This window comes from Sphingomonas sp. MMS24-J45 (assembly GCF_044881195.1).
Lineage (GTDB): Bacteria > Pseudomonadota > Alphaproteobacteria > Sphingomonadales > Sphingomonadaceae > Sphingomonas.
The window spans coordinates 2,328,886-2,341,059 of record NZ_CP173255.1 but is presented as its reverse complement, the minus strand read 5'-3'; the positions used below and the strand labels follow the sequence as shown (position 1 = coordinate 2,341,059).

10 protein-coding genes are annotated in these 12,174 nt (G+C 67.3%); 9 read left to right on the top strand and 1 reads right to left on the bottom strand.

What is annotated here, in order from left to right:
- Nucleotides 1–35: 35 nt before the first annotated feature.
- Nucleotides 36–1,004 (bottom strand): LysR family transcriptional regulator, encoded by a 969-nt coding sequence (locus tag AB5I39_RS11455; protein ID WP_404366752.1) that lies wholly within the window; start codon nucleotides 1,002–1,004, stop codon nucleotides 36–38.
- A gap of 161 nt (nucleotides 1,005–1,165) precedes the next feature.
- Between AB5I39_RS11455 and AB5I39_RS11450 the strand changes: the two genes are divergently transcribed.
- From AB5I39_RS11450 to AB5I39_RS11410, 9 genes are read left to right on the top strand one after another with little or no spacing between them, the layout of a single operon-like run.
- On the top strand, nucleotides 1,166–2,371 hold the full coding sequence (locus AB5I39_RS11450; protein WP_404366749.1) for an aromatic ring-hydroxylating dioxygenase subunit alpha: 1,206 nt from the start codon (nucleotides 1,166–1,168) through the stop codon (nucleotides 2,369–2,371).
- Complete coding sequence (locus tag AB5I39_RS11445; RefSeq protein WP_404366746.1) at nucleotides 2,368–3,627, top strand: cystathionine gamma-synthase family protein; 1,260 nt, start codon at nucleotides 2,368–2,370, stop codon at nucleotides 3,625–3,627. The genes AB5I39_RS11450 and AB5I39_RS11445 overlap by 4 nt, the downstream gene beginning before the upstream one ends.
- Nucleotides 3,624–5,063, top strand: coding sequence for an FAD-dependent oxidoreductase (locus AB5I39_RS11440; protein ID WP_404366743.1), 1,440 nt, complete (start codon nucleotides 3,624–3,626; stop codon nucleotides 5,061–5,063). The genes AB5I39_RS11445 and AB5I39_RS11440 overlap by 4 nt, the downstream gene beginning before the upstream one ends.
- Nucleotides 5,056–6,216, top strand: a complete 1,161-nt coding sequence (locus tag AB5I39_RS11435) for an NAD(P)/FAD-dependent oxidoreductase (RefSeq protein ID WP_404366740.1) — start codon at nucleotides 5,056–5,058, stop codon at nucleotides 6,214–6,216. Before AB5I39_RS11440 ends, AB5I39_RS11435 begins: the two co-directional genes overlap by 8 nt.
- Nucleotides 6,213–7,469 (top strand): sarcosine oxidase subunit beta family protein, encoded by a 1,257-nt coding sequence (locus tag AB5I39_RS11430; protein WP_404366737.1) that lies wholly within the window; start codon nucleotides 6,213–6,215, stop codon nucleotides 7,467–7,469. Before AB5I39_RS11435 ends, AB5I39_RS11430 begins: the two co-directional genes overlap by 4 nt.
- Entirely contained in the window at nucleotides 7,469–7,720 is a 252-nt protein-coding gene (locus AB5I39_RS11425; RefSeq protein ID WP_404366735.1) for a sarcosine oxidase subunit delta, read from the top strand. Before AB5I39_RS11430 ends, AB5I39_RS11425 begins: the two co-directional genes overlap by 1 nt.
- A complete protein-coding gene (locus AB5I39_RS11420) occupies nucleotides 7,717–10,428 on the top strand; it encodes a 2Fe-2S iron-sulfur cluster-binding protein (protein ID WP_404366732.1) in 2,712 nt (903 codons plus the stop codon). Before AB5I39_RS11425 ends, AB5I39_RS11420 begins: the two co-directional genes overlap by 4 nt.
- On the top strand, nucleotides 10,421–10,873 hold the full coding sequence (locus AB5I39_RS11415) for a sarcosine oxidase subunit gamma (RefSeq protein ID WP_404366729.1): 453 nt from the start codon (nucleotides 10,421–10,423) through the stop codon (nucleotides 10,871–10,873). The genes AB5I39_RS11420 and AB5I39_RS11415 overlap by 8 nt, the downstream gene beginning before the upstream one ends.
- Nucleotides 10,870–12,174 carry a spinster family MFS transporter gene (locus tag AB5I39_RS11410; RefSeq protein WP_404366726.1) on the top strand — a complete coding sequence of 435 codons (1,305 nt, stop codon included), beginning with the start codon at nucleotides 10,870–10,872 and terminating at the stop codon, nucleotides 12,172–12,174. Before AB5I39_RS11415 ends, AB5I39_RS11410 begins: the two co-directional genes overlap by 4 nt.

The window sequence follows — 12,174 nt, the reverse complement described above, 5'->3', positions numbered from 1 at the left end:
CGGCCCGCCGAGGCGATGCCAATCTTGGCATAAGCTCATTCCGCGTCGGCGGTTTCACCTTGGCGCGCGGCGAAATGCGCGATCAGCCAGCTGCGCACCAGGCTGATCGTCGGATCGGCAAGATCGTCGGCGCGGAGTTTGAGATAATAGCCGAACCCGTCATTGATAACGGTGTCGTACGGCACGACCAGCCGCCCGGCGGCAATTTCCTCCGCAAACATGTCGATATCGGCAAGCGCCACGCCATCCGAGTGCATCGCATAGCTCACTGCCAAAGCGTTGGAATCGAACGCGAGGCCGCGGTCGGCGTCGAGCGCAATACGGCACTGATCGGCATAGGTGCTCCACAGCAGACCGCGCGGCTGATCCTCCAGCTTCACGTGCAGCAAGTCATTGTCGGCGAGGAACTGTTCGAGCGACTTGCCCGCGTGGCGCTCCGCCGTCTGCGGCGAGCTGACGGGCGCGACGCGGACCATCCACAGCAGATCGGTCACCCGGTCATCGATATTGGGCCGGTCGAACACGATCGCCATGTCGGTTTCGGTCGCCGGCAGGCCGACCGCGCCCGAGCTCGAGATGTCAATCCGGATCTCGGGATGTTCCGCCCGAAACGCCCGGATCATCGGCATCACGACCTGCTGCAACAGCGTCGGCGGAATGTGGATGCGGATCGGGCGGTTGGCGTTGGGATTGGCGCAAATCGCGTTCATCGTCTGTTCGAGCCGGTCGAACGACTTGCTCACTTCGGGCAGTAGCGCCTTGCCCGCCGCGGTCAGCGCCAGCGTCTGGCCGGAGCGGTCGAACAGCTTATGCCCCAGCAACTCCTCTAGGCTGATGACATGGCGGCTGACCGCGCTCTGGCTGACGTTGAGCGCCTGCGCCCCCGCCGTAAAGCTCAGCCGCTGCCCCACCGCATCGAACGCGCGCAGCGCATTGAGCGGCAACCAGCGCCGATTGACAGGCGACGTACGTGCGATCGGTATCCACTCCGTTGCAGGGCTCATGCCCAAATTCGATACCAAGCGCGTTTTTTCCCGAGATGCAACGCCGTGCCTCACGCGGTCCAAAGGGTTGCAGGTTTTTGGATGCCGCCATGCGCAAATGCGATTTCAGCCGTGCGCCCTGCCCATGCCAGTGATTGCCGATCGGATTACGGAGGCGGCACTTGGATCTGGGGGATATTTCGGCGCTGTTGCGCGCGCGCCCTGCGGGCCATTCGCTGCCCCGCGCTTTCTACACCGGCAACGAAGCATTCGAATTCGACCTTGCCGCGATCTTCGGCACGTCCTGGCTGTTCGCCGGATTCGAGGCGGAACTGCGCAACCCGGGCGATTACATCTCCTTCCTGGTCGGGCGCTGGCCGGTCATCATCGTGCATGGCCGCGACGGCGAAATCCGCGCGTTTCACAACAGCTGCCGCCACCGCGGATCGATCCTGTGCAAGCCCGGTCAGGGCAGCGCGGCCCGGCTGGTGTGCCCCTACCATAGCTGGACCTATGGCCTCGACGGACGCCTGCTCGCCGCCAGCCGGATGCCGGAGGATTTCCAGAAGAGCGAGCACAGCCTGAAGCCGGTGCATCTGGAGCGAATCGCCGGGGCGATCTTCATCTGCCTGGCCGAAACGCCGCCCGACATCAGCGTGATGCGGCGCGACCTGACCCCGCTGCTCGCGCCGCACAATCTGCACCGCGCCAAGCTCGCGCATCAATCGACGCTGGTCGAATATGCCAATTGGAAGCTGGTGATGGAGAATGGGCGCGAATGCTACCATTGCGCGGCCGGTCATCCCGAACTGGCGCGGACCTTCCCGATCAACGCATCGGCCTATTTCGATTTCCCCGACGACACCGCGACGCGGTTCGAAGCGCGGATGAAGCAACTCGGCATGCCGATCGGCCCGGCGGGCGAGGATTGGTGGCAGGCGGTGCGCTTCCCGCTCAACGACGGCACCGTCGCGATGACCACAGACGGCACCTTCAACGTCAAGAAATTGATGAACGACCTGGGCGGCGGCGACACCGGGTCGCTGCGTTGGGCAGTCGAGCCCAACAATTTCTGCCATTCGACCAGCGAATATACCTTCGCCTTCACCGCAATCCCGGTCTCGCCGACCGAGACGCATGTCGTATCCAAATGGCTGGTGCATGAGGATGCGGTGGAGGGTGTCGATTACGACCTCGACACGCTGACGCATCTGTGGACGCAGACCAATCTGCAGGACAAGGAATTCGCCGAGAACAACCAGCTCGGCGTCAATTCCCCTGGCTACACGCCCGGCCCCTATAGCCCCGATGCGGAATCGCTGACGTTGCGCTTCGTCGATTGGTATTGCGCGCGCGCCGCCGATTATCTCGATCGAGCGGCGGCGTGAGCGAGGACGCGCACGGCACCTGGCGCCCGGAAACGCTGGCGGTGCGCGCGGGCTATGATCCGGCCAGCGCTTCGAACGCGGCCAAGCCGCCGATCTACATGACCTCGACCTTCGCTTATGCCTCGGCACGGCAGGCGAAGGATATTCACGAAGCCTATTTCGACGGCACCGGGCCGGAGGTCGGGCGGCCGGGGCACATCTATACGCGGCTCGGCCACCCCGGGCTCGACATGGTCGAACAGCGGCTGGCGGCGCTGGACGGTGCGGAAGCAGCGGCGGTGTTCAACAGCGGCATGGCGACCCACAGCGCGATCGCGCTCGCGCATCTGCGCCCCGGCGACAGCGTAGTGTTCAGCCGGCCGATTTATGGCGGCACCAACGGACTCTACACGATGATGCTGCCGGAATTTGGCATCAGCCACGCCGAATTTACCGACGGATGCGACCGCGCCAGCGTCGAGGCGACAGTCGAGGCCGCGCTGACCAAGGGCCCGCTCAAGCTGATCGTGGTGGAGAGCCCGGCCAACCCGACCGCCGCGATCGTCGATATCGCTATGGTCGTCGGGATCGCCGAGGCGGTCGGCGTGCGCACCGGCACGCGCCCGCTGGTGGTGGTCGATAACACCCTGCTCGGCCCCTCGATGCAGCGACCGATCGAACTCGGTGCTGATCTGTGCATGACCAGCCTGACCAAATATTGCGGCGGACACAGCGATTTGATGGCGGGCGGCGTGTCGGGACGCGAGGCTTTGGTCGCGCCGCTGCGGCTGCTGCGCACCACGCTCGGCAGCCATCTGGATCCCTACTCGGCCTGGCTGCTGCTGCGCTCGATGGAAACGGTCCACCTGCGCGTCGAACGCGCGATGGCCAATGCGCTTGCTGTTGCAGAATATCTGCGCGACCACCCCAAGGTCGCTGGCATCACCTATCTCGGTTTCCTGGCCGAAGGTACGCCGCAGCGCGCGGTGTACGACCGGCAATGCAAGGCGGCCGGATCGACCTTTTCCTTCGCGGTGGTCGGCGGCGAGGCAGAGGCGTTCCGCTTCCTCGACCGGCTGCGGCTGTTGCGCTTTGCGGTCAGTCTGGGTGGATCGGAAACGCTGATCACCCACCCCGCGACGACGACCCATTATGCGATCCGCCCGGAGGAACGCGCAGCAGGCGGCATCACCGATGCGACGCTGCGCGTGTCGATCGGGATCGAACATGTCGACGATCTGATCGCAGACCTTGCACAAGCGCTGGAGGCGATATGAACGTGGTGCCGCTGCGCGACCGTCATGCGCTTGACAACAAAATCCCAAGCGCCGAGGCGCATTTCGATCTGGTGGTGGTCGGCGCTGGCCATGCCGGGACGAGCGCCGCGATTGCTGCCTCCAAGGCGGGCGAGAGCGTCCTGCTGATCGACGAGCATCCGGTGCGCGGCAGCCTGATCGGCACCGACGTGCCCTATTTCTTCGGCGGTCGCGCCACCGCCGCCGTGCAGCAGAGCGGGCGGATGCTGGAACAGCTGTTCGGCGCCAATCCCGATCTGGAGGAAGCGTTCGACCTGCACGTCGATGTGCGGCTCGGCACGGTTGCCTGGGGCCTGTACGTCAATGGCCCGGCGATGCGCGCATTGCCCGAACCGCTGCTCGGCATCGCCGATGGCGAGGGGGCGATGATGGTCGGCTTCGACCGGCTGCTGCTTGCGACCGGCGCGCGCGACGTCGTGCTGGGGTTTCCGGGTTGGAACCAGCCGGGCGTGATGGGCGCGCAGGGCTTCGCCGCGCTCGCCAGCCGCTATGAGGCGCTGTCCAGCCGCCGCATCGTTGTGCTGGGGTCGGGCGCGCTGGGGCTGGAGACGGCACTGACCGCCCATGCGCACGGCATCGAGGTCGCGGCGGTGGTCGAGGTCGCGGACACGATCCAGGGCCCGGCCGAGCGCGCCGCGCAGGTGCGGGCGTCGGGGATTCCGATTTACCTTGGTACGACGATCGCGGCGACCAAGGGGGGAATTGATGGGGTCGAGGGGGTCACTCTTGCTTCTCTCAACGCTCCTCTGGGAAACGACGGTTCGACCGAGCTCGTCTGCGACACGATCGTGCTCGCCTTGGGCGTTACGCCAGCAACCGAACTGCTCGACGCCGCAGGGATTGCCCCGGGCGAAACCATCACCCTGATCGGCGACGCCGCCACGGCGCAGCGCCCCGACGCGGCCTATCTCCAGGCCTGGGCCGCAGCCCTCGCCCGCCACGCAGCGCCGGACACGATCGTCTGCCAGTGCGAGGACGTGACCCGCGCCGACCTGATCGGCGTACAGCCCCCACACTATCTCGACCGGCCCGAGGCAATGGCAGCGCGCACACTCTCCTCGCTGCTCAACGATGGTCCCGCGCATCCTGACCAGATCAAGCGGCTGACCCGCGCGGGCATGGGGCAGTGCCAGGGCCGCCGTTGCCGCGATCAGGTCGCCTGTCTGCTCGCGGCGGAGCAAAAGGTGCCGCTGAGCGCGGTGCCGATGGCCAGCTACCGCGCGCCCGTCCGCCCGGTGCCGCTCGCCGTGCTCGCCGACTGGCAGGAGCGTGGCGACATGGCGGCGGGGTGGGACGTGTGGTTCGGCATCCCGACGCAATGGACCCCCTATGCCGTGATCGGCACGCCGGAGGAGGCCGAGCATGTCGCTGGCCTCGGCGGCAACATGCATGTCTGAGCCGGACGCTCCGTCGGGCGCGTCGGTCGTCGTAATCGGCGCGGGCGTCACGGGTCTCAGCGCCGCATGGTGGCTGGCGCAATCCGGCCTCGACGTCGTGGTGATCGACAAGGGCATTGTCGGTTGGGAGGCGTCGGGCCGCAATGGCGGTGGCGCATCGCATTACCAGAGTCCTTTGTTCGCCGAGGAGCAACGGATGTGGCCGCAGATGGACGATCTGCTCGGCTACCCCACCGAATATCAGCGCGAACGCATCATCATCCAGCGCGACCCGCATCTGCTCGACCATTATCGCGCGGTCGGGCGGATGTGTAGCGCGATGGGCTATCCGGTCAACGATCTCGATTCCAAGCAAGCGCAGGAAGCGGTGCCGCTGACCGACGAGACGTGTCTCGGCGGCATCCACCTGCGTTTCGGCGGCCATGCCAATCCGCAGCGGACGGTGCAGGCCTATGCCTGGGCGCTGCAGGACCTGGGCGGGCGCATCCTGCAGCATTGCCCCGCGCTGTCGATCGAGACGGTGGGTGGCAAGGCGACGGCAGTGCAAACCCCGCGCGGGCGGATCGCGTGCGATGCCCTGGTCGTCGCAGCAGGCCCGCAATCGGGGATGTTGCTCGATCCTCTTGGCATCGATTTCCCGCTCGCCTCGGCGCGTGCGGAAATGATCGTCACCGAACCCGCGCCGCTGATGAAGATCGGCGGGGTGGATGGCAACGGACTGTACGGGCGCCAGACGCTGCGCGGCAATCTCGCGTTCGGCGGCGGCCCGCATGAATGGATCGACATGGAGCCGACCGGGCCGAAGGCACGCCCGACCTCGCCGCTGGTGCGTAACCTCGCGCGGCGCGTCGCCGAGATGTTCCCGCGCGCGGCGCAGCTGAACGTCATCCGATCCTGGGCTGGCGTGATCGAGAATACACCCGACGGCCGTCCGATCCTCGACCGGCTGAGCGACCCCGGCAATGTGACCGTCGCGACCATGTCGGGCGTCGGCTTCGGCCTGTCCCCGGCAAGCGGCCACGCCATTCGCGATCTGGTGATCGACGGCACCTGTTCCTTCGCCGACATCGCTAAATTGGGCCTCGCCCGTTTCAAGGATCTAGAGCCTGACTGGCGCGAACGGCGCGGCTGGACCGCCGGGGTCGCGGCATGAAGCGCTATTCGGCGCTGGCGCTGCTCAAGGCCGGACTGAACGGTCAGCGCGGCTGGGACCGAGCGTGGCGCGATCCGGAGCCGAAGAAACAGTACGACGTGATCGTCATCGGCGGCGGCGGGCATGGCCTGTCGACCGCTTACTATCTCGCAAAGGTCCACGGCATCCGCAATGTGGCGGTGCTGGAGAAGGGTTGGATCGGCGGCGGCAATACCGGGCGCAACACCACGATCGTGCGGTCGAATTACCGGCAGAAGCCATTGCACGACCTGTTCGACTTCGGTCTCACCCTGTGGGAGGGGATGAGCGACGAACTGAACTACAACGTGATGTTCTCGCCGCGTGGCGCACTGTTCTTAGGGCATAGCGACAGCGACATGACGATGCTGGCGCAGCGCGGGGACGCTCTGCGCTGCGACGGGATCGACGCCGAGCTGCTGACGCGCGATCAGGTCCACAAGCTCGTCCCACTGCTCGACATGTCACCGAACGCGCGCTTCCCGATCCACGGCGGGATGATCCAGCGACGCGGCGGCACCGCACGGCACGATGCGGTCGCCTGGGGCTATGCCCGCGCCGCCGATGCGCTGGGCGTCGATGTGATCCAGCGTTGCGAAGTCACCGGCTTCGCCATGCAGGGCGGGCGCGTCACCGGGGTGGAGACGACGCGCGGCCCCATCGGCGCGGGGCGGGTCGGCATCTGCGTCGCGGGCAATAGCGGGCCGGTCGCGGCGATGGCGGGCCTGAAGCTGCCGATCGAGGCGCAGACGCTGCAGGCCTTCGTCACCGAACCGGTCAAGCCGATGATCGACACGGTGATCATGTCGCAGTCGCTGCATTGCTACATCAGCCAGTCCGACAAGGGCGGCATCGTGCTGGGTGGCGATCCCGATCAATTCCCGAGCTATGCACAGCGCGGCCTGCCGACGCGGATCGAGAAAGCGGCGGCGGAGGCGATTGCCCTGGTCCCCGCTTTGTCGCGGCTGCGCATGGTGCGGTGCTGGTCGGGGACGACCGACATGAGCTTCGACGGATCCCCGATCATTTCCGCGCTGCCCGTCGACAATCTCTATCTCAACGGCGGCTGGTGCTATGGCGGGTTCAAGGCGACCCCGGCGTCGGGCTGGTGCTACGCGCACCTGCTGGCGACGGGCGAGAGCCACAGACTCGCCGCGCCGTTCGGCGTCGATCGCTTCGCGCGCGGCGCGACGATCGACGAGGCGGGGGTCGGCGTGATGCCGCAATTGCGCTGATGCTGCAGATCGATTGCCCCCTTTGCGGCCCGCGCGCGCAGGTCGAGTTCGTGTACGAACGCACGCTGGATTCGATCGTCACGCTCGACATGACTGCCGAGGAAACGGTTGCGCGGCTCTATGCCCGTACCAACCCGCGCGGCGTGGATAGCGAGTTGTGGCGGCACAGTTTCGGCTGCCGCCAGTGGATCGTGCTGGAGCGCGACCGCATCAGCCACGCGATCGTCTCGGTCGCGGAATACGGTCGATGAGCGGCCCGTCGCGCATTTCCGGTGGGCCCGAGCCGACGCTGCGCTTCCGCTTCGACGGGGTCGAGTACCGCGCCCGCCCCGGCGACACGCTGGCTGCGGCGTTGCTGGCCAACGGCATGAGCCGCATCGCGCGCAGCTTCAAATATCACCGCCCGCGCGGGATCATGGGCGCGGGGGTCGAAGACCCCAACGCCCTCGTCACCGTCGGCGAAAGCGGACGGCGCGAACCGAACACGCGCGCGACCGACCTGTTGGTCTATGACGGGCTGGTCGCGGTCAGCCAGAACCGCTGGCCGAGCCTGGCGTTCGATCTGGGCGCGATCAACGGTCTCGGCGCGCCGTTCCTGAGCGCAGGCTTTTATTACAAGACCTTCTTCGGCCCAGCCTCGCGCTGGATGATCTATGAAAAGTTCATCCGCCGCGCCGCCGGGTTGGGCAGGCCGCCCACCCAGGCGGACCCCGACGCTTATGAACATCGCGCGGCGTTTTGCGACGTGCTGGTGGTCGGCGGCGGGGAAAGCGGGATCGAAGCTGCTCGCGCCGCGCAGGCGGCGGGCGAGCGCGTCATCCTGGTCGAACAGCAAGCGCGGCTGCACGGGCTGGTCGAGGGCGTGCGCATTCTGACCCGCACCACCGCATCGGGCCTTTGGGATCACGGCTTCGCCACTTTGGTCGAGCGCTTGGTCGAGGCGGGCCAAGCCCCTGCCCCAGGCAAACCGACGCAGCGGCTGTGGCACGTCCGCGCGAAACGGATCGTACTCGCGACCGGCGCGATCGAGCGGCCGCTGACCTTTGCCGGGAACGACCGCCCCGGCGTGATGCTGTCGCAGGCGGTGCGGACCTATATCGAGCGCTTCCAGGTGCTGCCCGGCCAGCGCGTCGTCATCGCGACTAATAACGACGACGCCTATGCGACTGCCGAGGCGGTGGCGGCGGCCGGCGGCGAGATCGTCGCGATCCTCGATTCCCGCAGCGACGGCCCCGCCAGCCGCTTTCCGCGCTTCACCGATGCCAGCCCGATCGCGACCAAGGGGCGCAGCCAGCACCTCGCCAGCGTCACCGCCCGCATCGGTGGCGCGACGCGGCGGTTCGACGCCGACCTGCTCGCGATGTCGGGCGGTTTCACGCCGCTCGTCCACCTGCACAGCCAAGCGGGCGGCAAGCTCGACTGGCGCGAGGAGGTGCAGGCGTTCGTTCCAGGCGCGACACCGCAAGTCATCACCAGCGTCGGCGCGGCGGCTGGGGACATCCCGGAGATCGCCCCCCTCCCCGCCGACCTGCCCGATCCTAAGCACAGCTTCGTCGATTTCCAGAACGACGTGACCGCCGCCGACATCGACCTCGCCTGGGCGGAAGGGTATCGCTCGGTCGAGCATCTCAAGCGCTACACCACGCTCGGCATGGCGACCGACCAGGGCAAGACCAGCAACATGGCGGCGCTGGCCCGGCTGGCGAGCGTCGCGGGGGTTACGATCCCGCAGGCGGGCCTCACCACCTTCCGCCCGCCGTTCACGCCGCTGACGCTCGGCGCGCTGGCCGGTGCCGATGCGGGCGGCCATGCCGCGCCCGCGCGGAAGCTGGCGCTGTACGAGCGCCACCAGCGGCTCGCGCCGCTGTGGCAGCCGCTCGGGCTATGGCATCGCCCGCGCGCCTATCCGGTCAATGGCGAGACGCTGCACGCCGCCGCAGCGCGGGAGGCGCACGCGGTGCGCACGGCGGCGGGGATCGTCGATGTCTCGACGCTCGCCAAGTTTGCGGTGACCGGGCCGGATGCCGCCGCCTTCCTCGAAATCGTCTGCGCCACCGGCGTCGCGAAGCTGGCGGTCGGGCGTGGGCGCTATACCTTCATGCTGCGGGAAGACGGCATGGTGATGGATGACGGCACCGTCTGGCGGATCGACGAGACGCGCTATCTGCTGACCAGTTCGACTGGCGGGGCGGATCGGATGGAAGCGCATCTGAGTTATGCGCACGCCGTGCTCGCCCCGCATCTGAAGGTTTCGATCGTTGCGCAGCAGGAGCATTTCGCCGGGATCGCGCTGGCCGGGCCGCAATCGCCTGCCATCCTCGCCGCGCTGACCGGCATTGCCGCGCCCGCGCACATGGGCCTGTCGCACGTGACGATCGCGGGCGTGCCCGTGCTGATCCTGGCAGCAAGCTATAGCGGCGAGCGCGCTTTCGAAATTTATGCCGAGGCGCATGACGCCGGGCCGGTGTGGGACGCACTGGAAGAAGCGACACGCGCCGCCGGGGGTTGCCCCTATGGGCTGGAAGCGCTCGAATTCTTGCGCATCGAAAAGGGCCATATCGTCATCGGCGCGGAGGCGGACGGGCGCACCACGCCGCACGATCTGTCGCTGGAACAGATGCTGCGCAAGGCGGGCGGCTTCATCGGTGCGCACGGCCTGTCGCGCCCCGCGCTGTCGGAGCCGAACCGGCTGCAGCTCGTCGGCCTGACCAGCGACACCCCGATCCCCGAAGGCGCCATGCTGGTCGCCTCGGAAGGTGCCGCGGTCGAGGGGCATGTCACCTCCGCCACTGTGCGCGTCATCGGAAACGGTGCGGTCGCGCTTGGCCTGCTTGCGGGCGGCAAAGCGCGTGCGGGCGAGGTCCTGCTGGCATCCTCGCCGACACGCGGGCAGTCGGCGCGGGTCACGGTGACAACACCGATGTTCTACGATGCGGAAGGGGCGCGGTACCGTGATTGATCCGCCCGTCGCCCTTGCCCTGGCCCCGGCACGCGACGTGATCGTGCTCGATCTGTGGGAAGGTGCCCCGCCCGCCGTGCCGGGTGTCCGGCTGCTGCCGGTCGAGCCGCATCGCTGGTGGTTGATCGATGGAGCAGCCTCGGTCGACACGCTCGCCGTGCAGATCGGCGACCGAGGCGCGCTGACCCCGATCGGTGGCGGCCTCACCCGCGCCACGCTGACCGGGCCGGGCTGGCGCGAGCTCCTGACCATCAGCGGCTTTTTCGACGTCGAAAATCCGGACTTCGGCCCCGGCATGATCGCCGCGACGACGATCCACCACGTCCCCGTCTGGATCGCGCCGTTCGCGGAAGACGCGTGCGAGGTCTTCCTCCCCAACAGTTACGCGCCTACGCTGGCCGATCTATGGTCGCGCTATGCGGCTGAAAAAGGGGGGAGTTCATGACGGTATCGCCTGCGCCACGGCTCGATTCGGCACGCTGGTACGTCGTGCTGGTGCTGGGCCTGGTCTATGCGGTGAACATTGCGGATCGCTACGTCGTGTCGACGGTGCTGGAGCCGATCCGTATCGAATTCGGCCTGAGCGATTCGGGCGTCGCCTGGCTGACTGGCGTCGCGCTCGCCTTTTTCTACATCTCCGTCGGCCTGCCGATCGCCAAGGTTGCCGACCGGTCCAATCGCCGCAACATCGTCGCGGGGGCGATGATCCTGTGGTCGGCGATGACCGCATTGCTCGGGCTGACGCAGAATTACTGGCAATTCCTGCTCGCGCGAATCGGCGTCGGCATCGGCGAGGCCGGCGGCACGCCCCCCTCCACGTCGATCATCGCCGACAATTTCCCGCGCGGGCGGCGCGCCTATGCGCTGACCGTCTATGCGCTTGGCCTCCCGCTCGGCGCGTGGATGGGGTCGAGTCTCGCAGGCGCGATCGTCGAATATTTTCATAGCTGGCGTGCCGCCTTCATCGCGCTCGGCGTGCCCGGCGTCATCTTCGGCGTGCTGATCCTGCTGACCGTGCGCGAGCCGGTACGCGGCCGCTTCGAACTGGTCACCGAAGACAGCGCACCCGTGGCCACCTTCACCGAAACGTGCCGCTACATGTGGTCGACCCGCTCTGCCTGGCACATCAACGCGGCGGGGACGGTGATCTGCCTGTGGGGCTGGGGCTTGCTGTGGTGGACGCAAACCTATCTCGAACGCGAGTACGGCCTGTCCACCGCAGAGGCGGGCGCGCGGCTCGGCACGATCTATTTCTGGGCGGGCAGCGGCGCGACGATCGCGACCGGCGTGATCCTCGCCATGCCGCAGATGCAGGACGCCAAGCGCGTCGCCTGGCTGTTGAGCGGCTTGGTCGCGCTGTCCACGATCCCGTCCTTCATCGCCTATTACACCCATTCGCTGACGATCGCGACGGCGATGCTGTGGCTCGTGGTGCCGACCGCCTATCTCTACGTCGGCCCGACGATGGCGCTGCTGCTCAACTTCCTGCCGCCGACGATGCGCGCGCAGGGCATGGCGATCAGCCTGCTGACCGCCAATGTCGCCAATCTGATCATCGCACCCGCCGCCGTCGGGTGGATCAGCGACACGCTGGCCGGGCCGCTTGGCAGCAATGCGGAATCGCTGCGCTATGCGCTGATGGCGCTGTCGCTGACAGGGTTCTGGGCGGCCTATCATTACTTTACCGCAGTTCGGACCTTCGCGGCGGATGATGCGCGCGTGCAAATGGCCAGCGCGGCGGCCTGA

Excerpts from the sequence above, each read along its gene's own strand:
- AB5I39_RS11455 (WP_404366752.1), bottom strand. The coding sequence starts at position 1,004 with ATGAGCCCTGCAACGGAGTGGATACCGATCGCACGTACGTCGCCTGTC.
- AB5I39_RS11440 (WP_404366743.1), top strand. The coding sequence starts at position 3,624 with ATGAACGTGGTGCCGCTGCGCGACCGTCATGCGCTTGACAACAAAATC.
- AB5I39_RS11435 (WP_404366740.1), top strand. The coding sequence starts at position 5,056 with ATGTCTGAGCCGGACGCTCCGTCGGGCGCGTCGGTCGTCGTAATCGGC.
- AB5I39_RS11430 (WP_404366737.1), top strand. The coding sequence starts at position 6,213 with ATGAAGCGCTATTCGGCGCTGGCGCTGCTCAAGGCCGGACTGAACGGT.
- AB5I39_RS11425 (WP_404366735.1), top strand. The coding sequence starts at position 7,469 with ATGCTGCAGATCGATTGCCCCCTTTGCGGCCCGCGCGCGCAGGTCGAG.
- AB5I39_RS11420 (WP_404366732.1), top strand. The coding sequence starts at position 7,717 with ATGAGCGGCCCGTCGCGCATTTCCGGTGGGCCCGAGCCGACGCTGCGC.
- AB5I39_RS11410 (WP_404366726.1), top strand. The coding sequence starts at position 10,870 with ATGACGGTATCGCCTGCGCCACGGCTCGATTCGGCACGCTGGTACGTC.